Source organism: Paenibacillus sp. FSL R10-2736 (genome assembly GCF_038000245.1).
Taxonomy (GTDB): Bacteria; Bacillota; Bacilli; order Paenibacillales; family Paenibacillaceae; genus Paenibacillus_AQ; species Paenibacillus_AQ phytohabitans.
In genome coordinates, this window is sequence record NZ_JBBOBN010000001.1 from 4,063,758 (window position 1) to 4,084,935 (window position 21,178).

General features: G+C 51.2%; 18 protein-coding genes. 3 read left to right on the forward strand and 15 right to left on the reverse strand.

Features of this window, described 5'->3' with window-relative positions:
• Positions 1-55: 55 nt before the first annotated feature.
• The 12 genes from NSQ73_RS17620 to NSQ73_RS17675 form a co-directional block, all read right to left on the reverse strand.
• Complete coding sequence (locus NSQ73_RS17620; protein WP_340987472.1) at positions 56-1,903, reverse strand: HEAT repeat domain-containing protein; 1,848 nt, start codon at positions 1,901-1,903, stop codon at positions 56-58.
• A 74-nt stretch (positions 1,904-1,977) separates the two neighbouring features.
• On the reverse strand, positions 1,978-3,423 hold the full coding sequence (locus NSQ73_RS17625) for an SWIM zinc finger family protein (protein WP_340987473.1): 1,446 nt from the start codon (positions 3,421-3,423) through the stop codon (positions 1,978-1,980).
• A 564-nt stretch (positions 3,424-3,987) separates the two neighbouring features.
• Positions 3,988-4,590, reverse strand: coding sequence for a response regulator transcription factor (locus NSQ73_RS17630; protein ID WP_042136705.1), 603 nt, complete (start codon positions 4,588-4,590; stop codon positions 3,988-3,990).
• Positions 4,590-5,726 carry a sensor histidine kinase gene (locus NSQ73_RS17635; protein ID WP_042136703.1) on the reverse strand — a complete coding sequence of 379 codons (1,137 nt, stop codon included), beginning with the start codon at positions 5,724-5,726 and terminating at the stop codon, positions 4,590-4,592. The genes NSQ73_RS17630 and NSQ73_RS17635 overlap by 1 nt, the downstream gene beginning before the upstream one ends.
• A 151-nt stretch (positions 5,727-5,877) precedes the next feature.
• Positions 5,878-6,945, reverse strand: a complete 1,068-nt coding sequence (locus NSQ73_RS17640) for a fatty acid desaturase (RefSeq protein WP_340946262.1) — start codon at positions 6,943-6,945, stop codon at positions 5,878-5,880.
• 121 nt (positions 6,946-7,066) lie between these two features.
• Positions 7,067-8,272, reverse strand: a complete 1,206-nt coding sequence (locus NSQ73_RS17645) for an MFS transporter (RefSeq protein WP_340987474.1) — start codon at positions 8,270-8,272, stop codon at positions 7,067-7,069.
• 647 nt (positions 8,273-8,919) lie between these two features.
• On the reverse strand, positions 8,920-10,515 hold the full coding sequence (locus NSQ73_RS17650; RefSeq protein WP_340987476.1) for a response regulator transcription factor: 1,596 nt from the start codon (positions 10,513-10,515) through the stop codon (positions 8,920-8,922).
• A 21-nt stretch (positions 10,516-10,536) separates the two neighbouring features.
• A complete protein-coding gene (locus NSQ73_RS17655; RefSeq protein ID WP_340987477.1) occupies positions 10,537-11,904 on the reverse strand; it encodes an ABC transporter substrate-binding protein in 1,368 nt (455 codons plus the stop codon).
• A 14-nt stretch (positions 11,905-11,918) separates the two neighbouring features.
• On the reverse strand, positions 11,919-13,646 hold the full coding sequence (locus NSQ73_RS17660; RefSeq protein WP_340987478.1) for a cache domain-containing sensor histidine kinase: 1,728 nt from the start codon (positions 13,644-13,646) through the stop codon (positions 11,919-11,921).
• Between the two features lie 84 nt (positions 13,647-13,730).
• The gene (locus NSQ73_RS17665) at positions 13,731-14,594 is read right to left on the reverse strand and encodes a carbohydrate ABC transporter permease (protein ID WP_039298142.1); all 864 of its coding nucleotides are present in this window, start codon (positions 14,592-14,594) and stop codon (positions 13,731-13,733) included.
• Positions 14,591-15,544, reverse strand: coding sequence for a carbohydrate ABC transporter permease (locus NSQ73_RS17670; protein ID WP_039298140.1), 954 nt, complete (start codon positions 15,542-15,544; stop codon positions 14,591-14,593). The genes NSQ73_RS17665 and NSQ73_RS17670 overlap by 4 nt, the downstream gene beginning before the upstream one ends.
• Positions 15,545-15,665: 121 nt before the next feature.
• Entirely contained in the window at positions 15,666-17,027 is a 1,362-nt protein-coding gene (locus NSQ73_RS17675; protein WP_042136697.1) for an ABC transporter substrate-binding protein, read from the reverse strand.
• Positions 17,028-17,353: 326 nt separating this feature from the next.
• On the opposite strand from NSQ73_RS17675, the gene NSQ73_RS17680 reads away from it, so the two are divergent.
• The 3 genes from NSQ73_RS17680 to NSQ73_RS17690 all read left to right on the forward strand — a co-directional run bounded on the left by NSQ73_RS17680 (position 17,354) and on the right by NSQ73_RS17690 (position 18,881).
• On the forward strand, positions 17,354-17,566 hold the full coding sequence (locus NSQ73_RS17680) for a hypothetical protein (protein WP_039298136.1): 213 nt from the start codon (positions 17,354-17,356) through the stop codon (positions 17,564-17,566).
• A gap of 3 nt (positions 17,567-17,569) precedes the next feature.
• Positions 17,570-17,875: an HNH endonuclease gene (locus NSQ73_RS17685; RefSeq protein WP_171716381.1), complete on the forward strand. Its 306-nt coding sequence runs from the start codon at positions 17,570-17,572 to the stop codon at positions 17,873-17,875.
• Positions 17,876-17,978: 103 nt separating this feature from the next.
• The gene (locus tag NSQ73_RS17690; protein WP_042136694.1) at positions 17,979-18,881 is read left to right on the forward strand and encodes a manganese catalase family protein; all 903 of its coding nucleotides are present in this window, start codon (positions 17,979-17,981) and stop codon (positions 18,879-18,881) included.
• 151 nt (positions 18,882-19,032) lie between these two features.
• On the opposite strand, the gene NSQ73_RS17695 is transcribed toward NSQ73_RS17690, so the two are convergent.
• The 3 genes from NSQ73_RS17695 to NSQ73_RS17705 form a co-directional block, all read right to left on the reverse strand.
• Positions 19,033-19,191 carry a hypothetical protein gene (locus NSQ73_RS17695; RefSeq protein ID WP_171716382.1) on the reverse strand — a complete coding sequence of 53 codons (159 nt, stop codon included), beginning with the start codon at positions 19,189-19,191 and terminating at the stop codon, positions 19,033-19,035.
• 291 nt (positions 19,192-19,482) lie between these two features.
• Positions 19,483-19,845, reverse strand: coding sequence for a hypothetical protein (locus tag NSQ73_RS17700; protein WP_039298134.1), 363 nt, complete (start codon positions 19,843-19,845; stop codon positions 19,483-19,485).
• A gap of 315 nt (positions 19,846-20,160) precedes the next feature.
• Complete coding sequence (locus NSQ73_RS17705; RefSeq protein WP_340987480.1) at positions 20,161-21,162, reverse strand: aldo/keto reductase; 1,002 nt, start codon at positions 21,160-21,162, stop codon at positions 20,161-20,163.
• Positions 21,163-21,178: the final 16 nt, after the last annotated feature.

Consider the following 21,178-nt stretch of genomic DNA (forward strand, 5'->3'; position numbering starts at 1 on the left):
CCTCTCCTTTATAAGAACTCTTCAATTAGATTTCTTAAGCTACATCCGCCCTGAATTATTGCACACTCTTCAAGCTGTTCAGCACATACTCCAGCTGCTGCTTGCATTCATATCTATATTTAGGGACAATCGCTTCCAGACGTCCTACATAGCTGGCCGGGAAGCGCTCCATCAGTTTAAATAAGTAGAGCTCAAATGTGTAAGCTGTATGAACATTTTTATTCTCCAGGGCTGTCATCAGAAGCTCAAGACGCTCCGGCTCCGGCACCCCGGCCCTCTCCAGACCCTTGAAAATATTCGAAAGGAGATCATACGTCGTGCGTTTAAACGGCTCCTGCAGCTTGCCAAGCAGATAATCCCGCACGCCCTTATGACCCGGCCGGGCAAAAGCGCTTGCCAGGTTCACCGCATCATGCTGAATGAACCAGTCCAGCCAGCGGGAATCCCAGGCTGCCGCAATCTCCTCGGCTGACAGCATCTCCCTGCTGTAAGGCTGCCTGATTCCTGCAGCATCCCACTCTACCTCATACGCTCTCCGGCGGATATCCACGATCTGCTCCTCAATCGTACTAATCAGCAGCTGGGCGCGCTGAGCCGCATCTTTGGCATCCTTGCCCACCAGTGCTTTCAATTTGTCCATAAAGGTTCCGCCGAACCGGCTGTATAGCTCCTTGGGCGTCATTACCCGCTGGGCGGCGTGGAAATAATTCGGCAGGAAACGCACACTGCGCTTATCCAGTGCCTCCAGCTCTGCCAGTGCAGCTCCGCCCGGAGTATTCTCTTTATACCAGGCTGCCTGGTCAATGAGCGGAATCCAGCCGAGCGGGGAGAACCGGGCGTACTCCTGAAGGATATAGCTGTAGATTTCATCCAGCTGCGGGCTCCGCTCATGGCGCAGAGCGGTCAAGAATGGAAGAAGGCTATTCCATGCGCTCTCTGTCAGCTTCTTGTCCGCATTATTCTGCGGCGCCTTCTGCAGTTCTTCCATGAACAATGCCGCCAGCTTATCAGACACCTCTGCGGAAGCTCTGCCATCCAGTACACCGGCAACCATCTCACGGTCCTTTTTCGCCGTGAAAGCCTCCACAAGCCGTTCACCGCCCTGCTGCGAACCGCCTGCAGCCAGCGCCGAGAAGGCAGCTTCACGGATGGCCTTCTTCTTATCTGTTGTCCACTCCAAGAGTGCATCCACATACTGATCATGACCGGCGAGCCATTTCATAGCGGCTACCCGGATGTCTTCACTGCCGCTTCCGGCGATGCGGAACATCTCCTCCAGATAACGATCTCCTCCCACCTTGCCGATCACCTCAAGCTTGCGGACCTCGCTCCTGCCGCCGGCTGGATCCAAGCTTTCGAAGAGGAATCCGGCAATGTCCGGTCCATAGGACGGAAGAATATCAGTCATGGCAAAGTCTGCAAGTTCCGAATATGGATCGTTCAGTGCCGAGACTGCCGGCGGTAGCAGCCGCAAATCCTGAAAAACACCGTCCTTAAAAGCATCAATTACAATTTCATATCTTCCGCTTCCCGTTGTGCTGAGCGCCTGCTGAACGGCACCAATCTTGCGGTAGGGCTGATTCGTCTTAAGTTCAAAGCTCAAGGCCGGCAAAGGTCCGGGGGTTCCGTCAACTGCTGTTGTCCCCTGGGTATACAGCACTGACTCCAGCAGCAGCGTAAGCTCCTGCAGTTGAACACCGGGAGCGGCCTCTTCAGCACCGTCAGGCTCCAGTAATGAAGCCACGCCCTCGCCCAGCTTCTTAAAGACCGGTGCGCGTTCCCCCAGCTGCTGAAACTGCGGAAGCAGGCGTTTCAGGCGGAAGTCTCCAGCCGCCAGCCCGCTTCCGGCAATATACAGTCTTCTAATCTCCTGATGCAGCTCCTGTAATAACGCTGTGCTCATGGACTGTCCTCCTATATGAATGAACTTGAGTTAACTTAGAATTCAGATGCTCGCCGCTGTCCTTCCTTGAACTTCTAATACAGCAACCGGATGATTTCTTCACCCTTAATGACTGTCAGCGGCTGGGCAGTCAGCCTTCCCTTGTCCAGGTTATGCTCGAACATCACCAGCAGGTAGCAATCCGTATGCGCGGCAGCCGGCACAAACGGCAGCATATGCACGGTTCCCTGCGGCAGGGACGGAATATCCTCCAGCGCCAGCCTGCTGCCGGATTCATCCGTTATGACATATTGGCCGCTCTCCGTAATGCCCAGACTGGCGGCATGCAGCAGCATCACCGGCAGCTTGTCGCTGAGCGGATTCTTGATCTGGTTCTTCACCATCTTGACAGCTTCCGCGTAGGAGCGGTGAGCCTGGGCAGTAGCCCGTTCTATATCCGGGCCTTGCACTGTTCTTGGAGACATGGCTTCAAAACGGACCCGTGCATTCATATCGCCCGGATAAGTATATAGCTGAGGGACCACAGCAATCTCAAAGAAGCTGTCTTCCTCCCGCATCAGCTTAGCGGCCTTATACGGCCGGTAATTGACCGTCCGGTGGATCTTCCCGCCTTCCGCAGTGAGGTCCACCCAATACCCTAGATCCACATATTCCAGCCGGGCCATATCATTGAAGCTGTAGAAGGCCAGCTGCAGCAGCTCTGCCCCTTCCTTCACCAGCCCGTATTCCTTCAGTTCACTCAGCTGCCAGGCATGCCCCAGCCACTCATCGATGGTCGATTCATGATCGAGTGCAAGCTCCGGGTCCTCGCTCCGTGCCAACAGGTACGCCCGCCCCTTCTTAATAAATGCATGAAGCCGTGACAGCTGCTCCATCGCATATGTATAGTTCTGTTCCTGGTCCTTGCCGCCGAACATGAGAATTGTGAACCGGCGCAGCTCAATCTGTGCTCCTGACAGATAATAGTTGCCAAGCTGCTTCACCTGCTCCTGAATCGTCTTCATGCTCGAACGGTCAATGGTGGACAGTCCGCCGCGGACGAACCCCAGCACCAGCTTCTCGAGCATATCGAGCCCTTCAAGCTGGGCAGTAATTTTTTTCTTAAGCGCTGATTTGTTAACCTTCTTTGGCTTAGCCTCTCCCCCTTCGGCCGCCTGCTTCACCTTATTCTCTTCCCGCTTCTCGGCCTTCTCACGCTTGGAGGCTATGTCTTCAGGAACGGGGGCGGGGCTGAACGTCTGGCCTTCGGCCTTGGCATAGAGCAGCCCTAATGCATGCTTACAGGGAAACTGGCGGCTGGGGCAGCTGCAGCGGAATACCGGATTGTCCGGCACGATGAAATCCACAGAACACTCATAGGGAGTCTTGCCGCTCCCTGCACATTTTCCAAACAGCAGCTCTCCGTTCTCCGACTGATGGAGCTCTATGAAGCTCTTTTTGCGGACCAGACCTTGACCGTTCTTGATGGCTGCAGCATTGGGTGCAAGTGAATCAACGTATGATGAAGTAAGTTCAGGCAAATCAGATTCCTCCCGGCTGAAATAGGATGTACGCGGCATAAATAGCAGTGCGGTTATGACACATGCAAGTTATTACCCAACTTCAACGGATAAGATCACATGTTTGCATTTATCTTAACAAAAATATTCCACCGATCCAATCCAGAAGACTGTCACAGGGTTAAAATAGTTATTATGACCTAGCTTACTTATCCAGTTAGCGCAGGCAGGGAATAAGTGTATTTCGTGCAGTTAAAAACAGGTTTCCAGCGGATTTGTTCCGTTAATTGTATTCTGTACAACTAAAAATTACGAAAAGTGATCATTCAACGAAAAGCAGTCTATATAAGTGTATAAAATACAGTTATCCTGCTTAACTGGTACTGTCAGGCGATTTTAGTTGCACTAAATACAGTTAGAGCCAGGCTGGTTTCTCTGCTTCAAGCAAAGTCCGCCTCTGCTCCACTCCTTACGTCTGCCCGTCTGCCCTACCACTAGAATAAGACTTGTCTCTGTCTGCAAAAAAAAGAAACGGCCCGCTGTCACAGAGGACAGCTGCCGTTTCAATATTCCAAGCAAGTTATTTTATTTAAACCAGCCTTTTTCCTTAAAGCGCGTGATCGCTTCAATCCGGTTGCCGACATCCAGCTTGTCCAGGATCACAGAGATATAGTTGCGGACCGTTCCGGTCGTAATATACAGCTGGCTGGCGATCTCCTTCGTATTCTTGCCGTCCGCGATCAGCCCCAGCACTTCCTTCTCACGCTGCGTCAGCGGATTAGCTTCGCTGCTGTAAGCCTCATCCATCAGCTCCGGCGCGTATATCCGTCTGCCGTCCATTACATTGCGGATCGACAAGGCCAACTCTTCGCTTGGACTGTCTTTGAGCAGATAGGCATCAACTCCGGCTTTGACCGCACGTTCGAAATAACCGGTCCGGGCAAACGTGGTCAGAATCATGATTTTGCAGCCCGATCCCTTCAGTGCTTCCGCCGCTTCGAGACCCGTCATGGCCGGCATTTCAATATCCATGATGCAAATATCCGGCTGATGCTGCTTCACCAGCTTCACGGCCTCTTCCCCGTTGCCTGCCCGGCCCACAACCTTCATATCCTCCTCCAGATCCAGGAGGGCAGCGAGCGCCCCCAGCAGCATGCGCTGATCTTCGGCAATCACTATCGTAATCATTACACGTTTACCTCCATTTCCGGCCGCTGTGCAACATTGGGCACCTTAATGACAATCGTTGTTCCTTCGTCACGCACCACTTCCATACTGCCGTTGACGAATTCAAGCCGTTCCCTCATCCCCTGCAGCCCATGACCTTTATGGTAGTGATTAGTCCCTTCAATTCCCGCGCCGTTATCCTTCACCTTGATGATCAGGTCGGTCCGGGAAGGTTCGATCTGAATCAGGCACAGCGAGGCACCGCTATGTTTGACCACATTGTTCACGGCCTCCTTCATACACATGCTCAGCACATTCTCGGTAATCAGGGAAGTGTTGGTCAGGTTAGGGTCACCCTCCAGCATGTAGCCAATCTCTGCCGCCTGGAGTAATTGCCGGATACGGATCAACTCATCTTCAAGCCGGATGCCCCGCATCTGGGTAATCATTTCCCGGACTTCCTTGAGGGCGCTGCGGGCCGTCATCCGGACATCATTAATTTCGATCTGGGCCTGCGCCGGATTCTTGGTGATCAGCTTGCCTGCCAGGTCACTCTTAAGGCCAATCAGCGACAGCCGCTGCCCCAGCGTATCATGCAGATCACGGGAGATCCGCTGGCGCTCCTCCATAATGACCAGCTCGGAGATCCGTTTGTTGGCATCCTCCAGCTGTCCCTGCAGCTTATCCTGATTGTTGCGGTTATAGGTCGTGACCGGCAGCAGCACCACGGCAATGATACTGACCAGCACGAACGGCAGCTGCGAGAGGAACACGGGATTACGCGTAATCAGCTCATAGTTGATGGCCACGATCGTTGTCAGCAGATGAATCGAATACAGGGTGAAGAAAGCAGCCCGTTTCTGGATATTTCCGATGAAAAAAGCCAGGAACAGCGCAAAGTACATATACCCGAAGAGCAGCGTCATCGTTATCGAGACAACAATCTGCACACTGGTCCAGAAATAGACTACCCATCCTTTCGACTTAAACGCCAGCACATAGCAGGCGAAGAAGACGATAATCATCAGAATTCCGTATACCCAGCGGCCTGCCGAGGCCGAGCGAAAGATCGAATAGAACGGAAGAATGTAAAAAACGACCCATACATAGGGGCTCAGTCCCGTGCTTTTATGAAAAATATGATGCCACTTCTGCATGTTAGCCATCCTTTTTGCCAGCAAGATTATACCCCCATTTTAGCACAAACCTTATGTAAACCGGCAATTCTGCAGAATGATTTGGACAAAAAGAAAGAACAGAACCTGCGGCGTGATCTCCCGGTCCTGCCTTTCTCTTCTATGACGGCTTCTATTTACTCTGGAATCCCGGTTTGATTACCTTCAGCACCTCGGCTGCCGCAGGCTTCTTCTGCTGCAGCCGCTGCTTCATTTCCTTGAAGCTGACGAACGTTTTGTGCTCCTCATCCCACAGACGGTATTTCAAGGCCTGCAGACTGGTGCTGAGTGTAATGGTTGTCGCTTTTTGCAGCGGCGGGGTGGCATTGTGGGCCAATTCCAGGTTATAGTTAGGCACCTTCGGACTTAAATGATGCACATGATGAAAACCGATATTGCCGGTAATCCACTGCAGCAGCTTCGGCAGCTTATAGTAGGAGCTTCCTTCTACTGCGGCGTTGACATAGCTCCATTCCTCATCATGCGCGAAGTAGGTATCTTCAAACTGATGCTGCACATAGAACAGCCAAATGCCGAGAAAACCGGAGACGAACACAACCGGCAGCTGCACCAGCAGGAATGCCTGCCAACCAACAAGCATAATCATCGTACCGTACAGAGCCACTATCGAGACATTCGTCAAATACGTATTCATGCGTTCCTTGCGTCTGGCACCTTTGGCGTTGAAACGGTACTGGATCACGAAGACGGCAATGGGTCCGAGTACAAACAAAACCAGAGGGTTACGATAGATCCGGTAGTATAGTCGCTGCAGCGGTTTCGCGGCTGCATATTCATCCACGGTCATAATCCAGATGTCGCCGGTGCCTCTTTTGTCGAGGTTGCTGCTTCCCGCATGATGTATCGAATGGCTGTGCTTCCACTGGCGGTAAGGGACCAGAGTGAGCACACCGGTTATTGTTCCGAAAATATCGTTCGCTTTGCGGTTCTTGAAGAATGAGCCGTGACAGCAGTCATGACAAATAATAAAGGTGCGGATGACAAAACCTGCAGCCGGAACGGCGAACAGCAGCGTCAGCCAGTAGGAAACGGATAAGCTGAAATAAGCAGCAGTCCATAGGAGCACTAGTGGCCCAAGTGTATTAATGAGCTGGTAGATGCTCGCTTTACGGTCTGTTTTTTCGTAAGGGGCTACGCTTTTCTTCAAGCTGGAGAGCTGGGATGTCTGGTTTGTAGTCATCGGGATCGTTTCCTCCTCGGATGCATCCATTCAAGGATACTTATCTCTCTACATTATAGAGAAGAAAGTGTCACCCCTGTAAGTCATAAACATCAACCCTGGTGTATGACATATGTCATAGTCACCCCTGAAGAGATTGCCTCCCAGACTCCTTTGCCCTGACCATCGGCAGCAGAATCAGCATCGCGATGAGGAACAGTATGCCGCTTCCGGTGAATACCGTGAACAGCGAGAAGGCTTCCTTCAAATAACCTGCCGCAGACATTCCGATCACCATAAAGCCCATGAACATCGGCCCCATAATACCGCCAACCCTGCCCATAAAGCCGGCCTCGGTATTCCGCAGAATCAGTGTGTTGATGCCGATATGGATACAGGGGTAAAAGAATCCGGTCAGCGTCTGCAGTGTGACCGTCAATGCTGTATGATGCGACCACCCCACGCCGACCGTTCCAGCCGCACTGACCAGGAGGCCGAAGGCCAGCATCGTCTGTGGCTTCACGGCTTTGCCTTTGCTCATAATGAGCATTCCGCCGAGCAGCATCGATGCCCCGTTCGCCATCATGATCCATTGCAGGAACCCTCTGTCCCTGCCCAGATTCTCGATAATTACGAATACCCCCAGCGGCTGAATCAGCCCTGCGGCAAGCCCCGCAAACGCAAAAGCCGCGCCCAGATTCCTCAGCACCCGGCTCGAACGCACATAATCCAGTCCGGATTTCATTTCATCCATGATCCCATTCCGGGTCTTTCCGGCCTGCTGCGGCGCGTCTTTGGGCAGCAGGCCCAGTATGAGCGCAGAGCCAATGAACATACCGCCCATTACAGCCAGCGATACCTCAATCCCGTAATGATTATAGATGAAAGCGCCGATTACCGGACCAATCACCATGAAGAAAGCAGACAATGACTGGAACATGGCCATCACACTCTGCAGCTGGTTTTCAGGCACATGCTGTTTGAACAGCTTCATCGCAGAAGGCTGCGAGAACTGTGACAATATAGCTGATACCAGGGTGGCCAGCAGCAGTGCTCTCCACGATCCGGACATGACAACCAGCAGCACCACAAAGACGGAACACGCCGATAACGCATCACTGATCATCATCGTCCGCTTGGGCAGCCACCTGTCCGCGAAGGTACCGCCTATAATGGCAAACAGAAAGATCGGAGCATATTCGGCCACCGAAATGAGCGAGACATAGAAGGGATCATTATGCGTAATATCCGTCACATACAGCAGAATCGCAAAGTTCCTCACCCATACTCCGAGCTGCAGCAATACCCTTGACATAATAATCGTTCTTACATATTTGTTCCTTAACACGATTCTATCCCCCATACATTAATATAGACTAAATAGATATATATCTAATCTGTTTATAAATATATAGACTTTATATATTTTTGTCTAGTATAAAAGTAGATTATATTTATATTAATCTAATTTTTAACTGTGAATGCGGCTCGAATCCTATAACGTCACAGACGGACACTGTTATATAAAAAAAGCTCCGATCAAGTGAAAGATCCTGGAGCTTGTAGAGCTTGTAGAGCTTGTGCGGCTTGTTCAGCTTATAAGATATTAAGAAGACCACCGCACATTACTTCATTTAGATTACTTTTGGGCCGCCTCCAGAAACAAACGCCCGTATCCTCCTCATTTTTCCTGGTAGCACATTGTATTCGGTTTTTCGCATACATTTGGCCGGATTACCTTCGCGGAGGCACATTGTATTCGATTTTTCGCATACATTGGCTCTCCTTTGGCTCGTGCTGGTGAAATCAGAGGGGTTACTGCGATTATCTTCATTTCTATAACCATAAAAAAAAGCACCCGAAGGTGCCCAAAGTGCTTGTGCTCGTCCTTATGCTTATATTCCTATATTCCTATATTCCTACGTTCCTACGTTCCTATGGTCTATATGCTATATTTCCTTATCTGCTCTTTACTGTTAGAGCCGCCCCGCTGCATTAAGCCTGCTTCACATGCTCCTCACGATACTCCGTCGGCGTCTTACCCGTGGCTTTCTTGAACACTTGCGTGAAATACCGCGGGTCCTGATAACCGACCATTGGAGCCACCTGATAGACCTTCACCGTACTGTTCTGCAGAATGTACTTAGCGTTCTCCATCCGGCAGTGGGTGACGAATTCCAGGAAGGTATAGCCCGAGATTTGTTTGAACAGGGTGCAGAAATGGCTGATGCTGAGATCGGCCACCTCGGACACCTCCTCGATGCTGAGATCCTTATGGTAATTGGATTCAATGTACCGTTTGACTTTCTCAATGATGCTGCGCCCGTCTTCGCGGACGGCCGTACTGTGACTCTGCTGCAGCCATTCGCGGAATTCCGCCTTGAGCACTTCAATCATATCCGACAGCGTTCCCAGGCCATGCAGCTTGCTTAACAGACTCTCAACCGACCATTCACCATGCGTGTTCAGATGCTCGAACTGCCGGTACAGCACCACACTCATCTCAATAATCAGGCGTTCCGCCAGCTGCTGCGGCAGGGCCTGGGATTCTATGAAGACAGACATCTCATCAAACAGGGCAAGCATACGCTCCAGGTTCAGTGTGCGGATACTCTCAATCAGCGAGAGCTCCAGCTCCTTGGGATATTTCACCTCACGGCTGCCGGCTGCCGCAGTCTCCTCTTCGATGAACACGCCCGCCTGACCGGAATAGAAACGCTGATACAAGGCTTGCGCGGCCAAGGGATACACCGTGCTTAACTGATCTATCCCCCGGGTGGTGCGGCTGATGCCCACAGAGCAGTTCAGCTTAGAGTATCTCTTGATGCCGTTGATCAGCTGTTCACCTAGCGCTCTTTTGCCGGTGCTGATGGCAGCCGGGAAGAGCAGGATCCATTCCCCGTTATAGAACGGGAAGATCGACAGCGCCCCGTTCTCCAGCGACCATTCCTCCAGAATGTTGCGGACCGCGAACAGCCAGAGATGCTTCTCTTCTGCACTCCACTTGGCCGTGAGGCCGGCATAGTCGTCCAGACGGACAACGGCCATGAAATATTCTTCCTCAAGCTCACTGTTCTCCAGCCACTTCAGATGCTGCAGCGGGCGCGGATTGCCGAGCGTGAACTCGGCCAGCATCCGCTCGCGGGCAAGCAGCGACAAGGTCTGGACGGAGAGCATCAGCTGCTCATTCTCCTTCTGGCGGTCGAGCCGTTCTCTGGCCCGGGCAAGCATCACCGCCAGCTCCTCATGATCGATCGGCTTCAGCAGATAATCAAACGCGCCGAGCCGCAAAGCTTCCCTGGCATACTCGAACTCGCCGTACCCGCTGATGAAGATGAAAATCAGCTTGGAGCTGCGCGGCAGCACCTCTTTCATCAGAGCAATCCCGTCTATGACCGGCATGCGGATATCACTGATGATGATCTGCGGTGAGGTCTCCTGAATCAGCTGCAGAGCGGCCTCCCCGTTCTTCGCTTCACCAACAATAGTCAAACCCAGCTCTTCCCAAGGAATCGCAACCTTCAGGCTGCGCAGAATAATCGGCTCATCATCCACGAGCAATACTTTATATTTCTCCTGATGCTCACTCATCTTATTGCACCCCCCCAGGCTTTATTGAACGTCCGAGCTCCGGATCAGATTCCAGTATTGCTTGGACGCGTCTTGCAGCTGCTGCAGAGCCTGATCGGCCTGCATTCCTCCGCCGATCATCTCTTCAATCACACTTAAGAATGTCTTCTTCACTTCAGGAGACAACAGATTATCGTAGGGTACGAAGCTCTGGTGGCTCTCTTCCATCAGCTCCATCACCTGGGCGAATACCGGTCCGGTCTTATCCGGATCGAAGGCAATCCGCATTGAAGGTATTCTTAGGCCTTCATACACAATACGCGTCTGGATTTCCTTGGTATAAAAGCCTTTCATCAGCTCCAGCGCAGCTTCCCGTTTCGCACCGGTGAGGCTCGATGACAGCCCGATCCCCATGGTGTAGCCGCCGGCAATCGACGGCTCCGCCCCTTTGACCATTGCCGGAAACGGAATCACACCCACCTGATTCTGGAATTCCGCCGGGGCTGTCTGGCCTGAGAAAAGGTTGATGTCCCAGTTTCCGTTAAGATACATCGCCGCCTTCCCGTCAGTGAACAGACGCACTGCATTCTCGGTTGACGTATCGTTGGATTCGCTGCTAAAAGCGCCCTCGCCGATCCACCGGTTCAGATGCTGGAAGGCCTTCATATATCCGCTGTTCTGAAATCCGGCTTCACTCTCGCCTGTCACCAGCTCCTGAATCAGCTCCGGCCCGGCATAGCGGTCCATTAAGTAATGGGCGAAGATTCCGGCAGGCCAGCGGTCCTCATTCCCCAGGGCGAACGGGATATAGCCCGCCTGCTTCAGCTTCACAATCGTCTCGTCCAGTTCCGCCACTGTTTCCGGAATTTCCAGTCCAAGCTTATGAAAAATAGTTTTGTTGTAATAGAGCGGCTCTGCATTGCCTTCGATGGGCAGGCCATAAATATGGTTGTTAAAGGTCCACAGATGCAGGTCCTTGAACTGATTACTTAGTCCGTTCTGGTCCGTGAACTCGGTCAGATCCATCAGCCGGTTCGAGCGGACATAGGGCTCAATCTCCGCCCCGCCGAACAAAACGAACATATCCGGCGGCGTACCCGTCACCATCTCGCTCTTCAGCTTCTGTTCCCGGTGAATGTTCTGGTCCAGTCCTTCGAAGTTCACCTTCACGTTCGGATGGCTCTCCTGGTAGCTCCGCACAACCTCCTCGAAGATGGCCAGCAGCGGCCGGTCATGCTCTTTGTTCCAGAAGTGCCGGAAGGTTAAGGTGATTTTCTCGGGAGAGTTATCTTCAATCGGCTCCCGGTCCTCCTGCATAATGAACCAGACCGCACCGGACATCAGCACGATGTAGAGCAGAATCCACCCCCAATTGGTCAACCATCTCGCAACGTTCCGCTGGTCCTTCATTCCGTTTCTCCTTCTCATGATGGCTGAATCTTCGGAATGCGGATACAAACCGCTGATCCGAAGCCGGGGGATGAGCAGACCAGAATGCCATAAGGATTGCCGAACCGGATGTTCAGGCGCTCATGTACATTCTTCAACCCCACCCCGCTGTCGCTGTATTTCCTCAGATTGGCACGTTCCTTGTTCCACTGGCTCATCAGCACCGCAAGGTCAAAGCCCGGCCCGTTATCCTTGACGATTATAATGATATCCTTGCCGTTCTCCTGGGCTTTGACCGTAATGGTGCCATGCTCCTCCATCTGCTCAATGGCATGATATAAAGCGTTTTCTACGATTGGCTGGACAATCAGCTTCTGGGTCATCACCATCTTCAGGGAATCGGGCAGGTCCAGCTCATACGAGAATTTCTCTTCGAAACGGAATTTCTGAATATCAAGATAGTGGCGGACATGCTCGAACTCCATTTGCAGCGGAATCAGCTCCTGATTCTGGCTGATGCTGATGCGCAGCAGCCTGCCGAGCGAGATGACCATTTTGCTGATATCCCTGTTGCCGGCCAGCACCGCCATCGAGTTAATGGATTCCAGTGAATTATAGATGAAATGCGGGTTAATCTGCGCCATCAGCGCCTGCATCTCCGCTTCCTTCTTGCGCCCCTGCTCGGTCTGTACCTGCTCGATCAGCTCATTGATCTGCGAGCTCATCCGGTTGAAGCCGTCGATCAGCGAATCGCTCTCATCATTGGCACGGAGCGGCACCGTGATCGGCGTGAATATCCCCTGCTTGACCCGCTTCATCCCGTTCACCGCACTGTTAATGCTGCGGACGAGCCTGCGGATGAAATAATGGTCGAACAGAAAAGCAGACAGCAGCGATACCATCCCAAGAATAATTGCGATATTGCGGATGGACACCGATTCCGATGAAATCAGATTCATAGGGGTAATCGCGGCCAGATACCAGTCTGTATTATGTGAAGGCAGGAAAGTGATCAGAGACCGCTCTCCTTGATAATTGTCAATGTAATAGTCCTGCTCCTGGGTATAATTCTCCTGCAAAAAAGGAAAATCCGTCCTTTGTCCAATATACTCTCCGGACTTGTTGAAGACGATATTGCCCTGCTTGTTCACCAGCAGAATATCCCCTTTTTTCAGGGTCGCCGCTTCCCAGAAGATCTGATCGAGCAAATCCGGCTTGACATACACAACCAGATAGCCGATATCCTCCAGTGAATAATAATCTTTAATGACTCTGGCCTGTACCAGCACCGGTTTGCCCGCGCTTGCCGAGCCGTTCTCTCCGGGACCGGACCAGACGGGACGCCCTTCAGCGCTCTCCATCGCTCCGAACCAGACCTGTTTGTGCATATCGGCAAAAGACATCGGCGCATTATATTGATACAGCAGCCGGTCTTTACCGTACAGACTGAAGGATGTGACCATCGGATGATTGATCAGCAGATTGTTAATCTCCTGCTTGCGGTCATAGGTAAGCACAAAGTTCTGCTGCTTGAGCGATTGCTGAATCGCCGGCTGCGTGATCGCAGAATTGGTAATCGATGAAATCTCGCTGAGCGCGAACTTGAGCTTGCGGTCCGTCTCCAGCAGTGAAATCCAGTAGAAATTGCTTGATTTCTTCTCCATGGCATTGGAGAAATTGACATACGTAACAATCCCCATAACGATCACGGGAATGAATACGAGAAGAATAATAGCGAACAAGATCTTGCGGCGGAGCTTCATGTATGGTCCCTTCCTCCTGCTGACTCTGTCCATTATTATTCTTCACAGCATTCTATATTTCCTGTTACAGCCAATAACAGTTCATCAGCTCTTGATAGCGCCTGAGGTCAGACCGGCAATAACCCAGCGGCTGAACAGCAGGAATACGACGAGCAGCGGCAAGGTTGCCGTGAAGGTTGCGGACATAATCATTCCATAATCCAGACCGTCACGGGTAGTGAACAGCTGCTGCAGAGCAATCTGTATTGTATAATGCTCCTTGTTCTTCAGCACCACCAGCGGCCAGAAGAAATCATTCCATACGGTCATGAAGTTGAGAATACCCAGTGTAGCCATTGCAGGTGTAATTACCGGCACCGCAATCTTCCAGAAAATTCTGAAGTGCCCGCCTCCGTCGATCCGTCCGGCTTCAATCAGCTCGGTTGGAACCGCAGCGGATATGTACTGGCGCATCCAGAAAATCCCGAAGGCATTAACCATCGCCGGCACAATCAGCGCCTTGAAGCTGTCAATCCAGTGCAGCTTAGCCATAATAACATAGGTCGGCAATACCCCGAGCTGCTGCGGAACAATCAGTGTAGCGATTACGAATACAAACAGCATATTTTTACCCGGGAATTCATATTTGGCGAACGCATAACCGGCCAGTGTACAGAAGAACACGACCGAGATCGTCACCATGGACGATACGAACAGCGAGTTGCCGAGCGCCTGGAAGAAGTCCGATTTTTCCAGTACACGCTTGAAGTTGTCGAAGAACTGGTCTCCAACCGTCAATAGCGGCGGTACATGGAACACGGCTCCCTTGTCATTCGTACCAACGACGAACATCCAATAGAACGGGAAGATAGAGACCAGTGCCCCGAGGATCAGCAGACAATAGAAGCCCAGCTTGCCGAAAAAGCCGAGATCATCCGGTTTTTTTCTGAACATACGAAGTGTGCTCACGCTTTTTTCCCTCCAGTCTCTCTGCTGCCGCTTCTGGAAATCAGCATGTTCAGGACAGAGAACAGTATCGTAACGAGGAACAGCAGAACTGCTGTAGCCGCCGCTGTACCGAAGAATCCGTTGCGGAATGCTTCGCTATACAAATAGGTAACCATCGTGATACCTTCCTGCCGGGTAGATCCGGTTCCGGATTGGCCGAGGAAAACATACGGCTCTGTGAAGAGCTGCAGGGCACCAATTGTCGATTGCAGGGTTACGAAAATAATAAACGGCTTAAGCAGCGGCAAGGTGATGGAGAACAGCTGCTGTCTGCGGTTAGCCCCGTCGATCCGGGCAGATTCATACAGATCCATCGGAATACTCTGCAGTCCGGAGAGGAACAGAATCGCGTTATAGCCCGTCCAGCGCCACATCACCATCGTTGAAATGGCGATTTTGACTCCCCACCAGCCGGAGTTGAACGCCATGCTCTCTACACCGATTCCGTTAAGCAGCCAGTTGATCATTCCGTTGTTACCGAACAAGGTGCTGAATACGAGCGTAACGGCAACGATGGAAGTAATATTCGGCATGAAATAGAGAATGCGGAAAGTCTTTTTGAACCGGGTCATGCCCGAGTGGAGCAGCACAGCCAGAAGCAGCGCCAGGAACACCTGCGGCACAGTACCCATCAGGCCCATGATCAGCGTGTTGCTGAATGAGATCCAGAAGGTCGGATCGCTGGTGATCAGATCGTAGTTTTTGAAGCCCACGTATTTCATGGGACCCAGTGCATCCCACTTGAAGAACGATAAATAGAATGTGAAGAAGATTGGATACAGTCCGAATATCGAGAACAGAATAAAGAACGGTGAAATAAATGTATACGCAGTGAAGCGGCTCCGTCTTTGTTCGGTCAAAAAAGGACGTTTGCTCTCGGCATGCGGACTCGCTAATACGGGCTCAGCCATGTCACACCTCCAGTGAATTCGTAAATATAAATCCGGACTCACAGAGGATGAAGCTCTCCGTGAATCCGGACATTTGAGGAATCGTCTTCCTCAATAGACTAAGATTAGCGTCACCAGGAATTTAGCCGCGCTCTGCAAGAGTTTTCGACTGCTTTACAGCATCTTCCCACTCTTTTGCCGGATCAGCTTTCTTCTCAAGTACGTTCTTGAGCGCATTCTTGAAGAAGGTATCCGTCTGGTCATGCAGCGGTCCGTAGTATACCGGTTTAACGCGGTTAGCCGCTTTACCGAATTCAACAGCTGTCTGCTGACCGCCGAAGAACTCATCCTTGAAGTCTACGAATGCAGGATCTTCATACAGTGCAGGGATAGAAGGCATCAGACCTTTGGTCTTGAAGGATTCCAGCTGGTTGTCTTTGTTAACAAGCCATTGGATGAAATCATAAGCCTCTTTCGAATGCTTGCCTTCCTTAGGAAGGGTGATGAATGAACCGCCCCAGTTGCCGGCTCCTTCAGGAAGCTGGGCAATTTTCCATTTGCCGGAGGAATCAGGTGCGTTGCTCTTGATGTTACCAGCCATCCATGCCGGGCCCATAACCACTGCGAACGAACCGTCGTTCATGCCTTGACCCCATTCAGGCGACCAGAGCATAACATTGCTGATCCAGCCTTCTTGAATGCCTTTTACAGTAAAGTCATACGCTTTCTTCACTTGCGGATTGGTGTCACCGATGAAGGTTCCGTCAGCTTTGCTGAAGTAGATTTCGTCAGCAGACTGGTCACGCAGCGCATTGTACGTAAGATCCGTCAGATCGGAGAAGTATTTGCCGGTTTTATCTTTGAAGGCTTTGGCTACAGTAGCGAATTTATCCCAGGTATCGATCGCTGCGCTGAACCCTTCAGGATCACTTGGCAGGCCGGCTGCTTCAGCCAGATCGGTACGGTAATAGACTACAGTAGGTCCGATATCTGTCGGAAGTCCAAGCTGGAAGCTGCCGTCAATAGAAGAAGCCTGTTTCCATTTCCAGTCCAGATAGTTGGCTTGGATGTCTTTGGCACCCAGATCGTTCAGGTTGTAGAATTTGTCCTGTGCGCCCAGGAAGCGTTCCATGAAACCGATTTCAAGCTGGAAAATATCAGGTGCGCCCGAGCCGGCCGACAACGCTGTGGTCAGGTTGTTGTGGTGGGCCGTCTGGTCACCGGTGTTCTGTACCTTGATGGTTACATTCGGATGTTCCTTAGTGTATTCAGTAGCCAGCTCTTCATAGTTCACGTTGCCCAGTGTCCAGAAGGATAGCTCCACCTTCTCTGCTGGCTCTGTATTAGCCCCTTCAGTTGCCGGTGCATTAGTGCTTGCTGCGTTGCCGCCTGTATTTCCTTCTGCAGCCTTGTTGCCGCCGTTGTTGTTTCCTCCGCATGCCGCGAGCGAACTCATGAGCATGATGGAAACCAGCGTCAGCGCCAGGTTTTTTACTTTTTTCATTCCTCTGTACCCCTCTCAAAGGTTTCTCTTACAAGATTTAGTGTACAGTAGGCAGATGTTTTTTTTGAGGAGGCAAACTCCCGGTTTATGGTGGAAATATTTATGATTTATATAAGACGCACTTAAGTTTGAACTTGAAGCTTCAACGTCACTGCGATGATATTTGTACTTCCGGCCGCTGTTGTCCCAGATTTCTTCATCTCATCCGCTGTTCGCGGTGGAAGTCCGGTGACAGAAGCTGCCGAAGTGGATTTGAAGCGTGGACCCAGGTATACTAATTGTATTTGCTGTACAGCAGTTATCCCGATATAAAGGAGAATTATCCCATGCCCATCAACCGTCCTTTGCTGACCGACAGCGATCTGCAGGAAGCGATTGACCGCAAGCTGCCCGTCCGTGTATTCCAGGATGACCATCTGGTGAATTCAGGTGCGACGGTGGTCCGTTTCACAGACTCGGATGTTGTTATCCAGTCCCGGGTCAGCGATTTAACCTATTATTCGCGCAGCCGCTGCGAATTCTTCGAAGTCCGGCCGTAGCCCATGAAAGAACAAGCCTTGGGCAAGTGTGAGCTATGCGGCCGTTCCCCTCTCGCAACCACCGTCCATCATCTGACTCCCCGGGAGAAAGGCGGAGCGCTGCTGCCTACCGCACTTCTCTGCAAGGCTTGCCACCGGCAGATTCATGCCCTGTATACCAACAGCGATCTGGTTGTTCTTAACCTGACCACGCTGGACAACCTGAGGCGTGATTCACAGATTGCCGCTTATCTCAAATGGATTACCAGGCAGCCGCCAGGTTCTGAGCCCAGGCTCCGCAAATCCAAGCATGTGCGGGGCGGGCGTTAGGCCGCCTCGCATTAGGCATGAATAGATTGCCTGTTATAGAGACACTATAGAGCGGAGAATGGCCGACAGGCTAACCATAATCTATAGTGAGGCAGGTGCATTTATGTTCAAGCGCTTTGACGAAATTGCCATTGAGATTCCCGAAGTAGAGCGTCCAGACCCGAATGCCGCGGCTGCAGTTCAAGAGCTGATGGGCGGTAAATTCGGCGAGATGTCGACGCTGAACAACTATCTGTTCCAGTCCTTCAATTTCCGCGGCAAAAAAAAGCTCAAGCCCTTCTATGACCTCGTTACGAGCATCACTGCCGAAGAGCTGGGGCATGTAGAGCTGGTGTCACATGCGGTCAATAAATGCCTGTTCGGATCGACATCGTACAAGGACCCGGATCAGACTCCGCTTGAACCTTTCAAAGATGCGCGAAACACTTATTTTGCGCTCAGCGGTGCGCAGTCGTCTATGCCTTTTGACTCGATGGGCCGTCCCTGGAGCGGGGAATATGTGTTCAACAGCGGGAACCTGATTCTCGATCTGCTGCACAACTTCTTCCTGGAATGCGGAGCCCGTGCGCACAAAATGAAGGTGTACGAATTAACGGATCATCCGGCAGCACGTGAAGTAGTAGGCTATCTGCTCGTCCGCGGTGGAGTCCATGTCGTGGCTTATGCCAAAGCGCTGGAGATGGCTACAGGAGTTGATGTAAGCAAACTCGTCCCCATCCCTTCCCTCAGCAACAAAGCCTTCAACGAGACACGCAAATACGAATCACGCGGACTGCACACGAAACTGTACACGAACAGCGAAGGTGATTTCACGGCGATTAAGCAGATCTGGAAGGGACCGCATCCGGAGGATGGCCAGCCGCTTGAAGTCATCGAAGGCTCGCCTAAGGGATTCCCGGTTCCCGATGCACCTGAAGTACCGGAAGAATTCGCACCGGGATTCTCCGAAGAGGAATTTCTGGCTATTGCAGCACGTCTGCAGTCTGCCGCCAATATAAGAGAATAGAAATTGAAGGTTTAACCATCACAAGCAAGAAGAGTTAACAGATAAATATTGCATAAAAAACAGGTGCCTTCCTATGATGGAAGGCACCTGCTTCTGCTGGTTCTATAGTTTGCTGCGATATATTCTGCATCTGTTGGTTCCTAGTAAAGATTCATTTCTTCATATCGCCATAGGCACTGAGCTTCTCATTGAGAACTTCCTGGAAGCTCTGGACTTTGTCTTCTGATCTCTGCGGCTTAGGATTGAGAACGGGCTGAGGTCTAAAAAACTGATGATTAAAAGCCATAAGATTATGTACGCTCATACTCATTGAAGTTTAACCTCCTTCTGTAATCTTCACCTTAGTTTGCGTGAGTGCGAAATATCTTATCCCTTATATAACCCGCTCTTTCAGTTCCTAAACAGTTTTATCTCAGAAAAATGGAAATAGCGGACCCAGACTTGAAAAATAAAGTCCGGATCCGCCGCTGAGACTTATCTTTGTATTAACATCATTAATGGAGGAGAGCAGCGAACAACCTGTGATGATCTTCACCTCATGTACCAAACTTATTCCATCACGTTACGTGATACACAAGCCCTGAATGATAGGATGAAGGCATTATAACGAAAAATCAGTCACGCCTTTCTTAGAGGCATATTTCAGTGTATAGGTTCCTCCGCCCTCAAAGGGCATCGTGGCCATTTTTATTCGGGTATAATCAAGCCTATGCTCTCTTAATACCTTTTTGATCAGAGCCATACCTCGTTGTTCATTTGTAACGACACAAAAGATGTTAAGCACAAATTGATGCGGGTCTGACACCGTTTTGCCCAACTCATAACCATCCACATAGCCGAGTTCAGCATCAGCCAAGTATTTATTCAGATATTCCGTTACTTTATCCCTCAACCATTCATCGCGCTGGCTCCCTTTAATGCTTTTCAAGGGATATTGTACGACTACCCAGCATTTCTCATTCATTCCAGTTCACTCCCTCGGTCTGATAAGCCCTCAACATGTCCTACGCAGAAAAAACCAGCACCCGCACCTGCCTGATTATGTATGTGAACTCTCAGAAGTCCCAAACGGCGGATAATTGTATTTCATACAATTAAAAGGTAGCAAAAAACGGAATATGTTGGATTAGCTGTATTCTGTACAATTAAAAATGGCCGCAAGTCCATATTTAACGAAAGAAGGGGTTTTAGCTGTACGAAATACAGTTAACCCCCCAGTCAATCGATAATCAGTTGATTTAATTGTACGAAATGCAGCTAAAACGCCCCTAATTCCGCGTTATTTCTTCACTGCTGCCCAGGACGCTTCATCCAGCAGTTCCAGCTCCTCCGGATTTAGCCGGAAGGCCATGGCTCCGATATTCTCCCGGGCATGGCGGGCTTTGGATGCTCCCGGGATGGCGACTACGGTGTCGCCATGATAGTGAATCAGCCAGTTAAGGGCTACCTGGCCCGGTGTCACCTCATATTTCTCTGCCAGCTTACCCAGAGAATCAATCAGCGGCTTACTGCGGGTCAGACTGGCATCGTCCAGACCCGATTGCATCCGCCGGATCCGGGAGACTGCAGCAATCTGCGACGGATCCTTATGGAAGCGTCCGGTTAGGATGCCTTGCTGCAGTGGAGAGTAGGCGATAATGGAAATTCCCAGCTCCTTGGCAGCGGCCAGAGTCCCGTTCTGATCGATATTGCGGTGCAGCAGATTGTATTTGACCTGATTGGATACCAGCGGAAGCCCGTAGGTTTTCAACAGCCGGTGTGCCTCAACCATCTGCTTGGCCGAATAGTTGCTTACGCCTACATAACGGATTTTGCCTGCCCGCACAAGTCCTGCCATGGCCTTCATCTCGCTGGCAATGGAGGATAAGGAGAACGGCTGGTGTATCTGATACAGATCAATTTCTCTTCCTCCCAGACAGGCGATACGCTGGTCAATCGTTGCGGTAATGGAGCCGGCTGTCCGCAGCAGCGGCCACCACTTGGTAGCGATCAGAGGTGCAGAATGCGGACTGCCCTCCTTCCGGAGCTGATCCAGCACATGAGCCAGCGCCTCTTCCGATTTGCCCCCTCCATAGATTTCTGCTGTATCAACCCAGTTCATACCGCCTTCCAGGCTGATCTTCACGATCTCCAGAATATCCGTATCGGTAAGATTGCTCCAGTAGCGGCCTACAATGCCGCTTCCCCGGCTGAACTGCCAGCAGCCGAGTCCAAGCGGCGACACGGATAAATCTGACTGCCCCAGCGGGCGTAAATTGACCTTGCTTGCGAGTGTCTCCATATTTCATCCTTCTCTC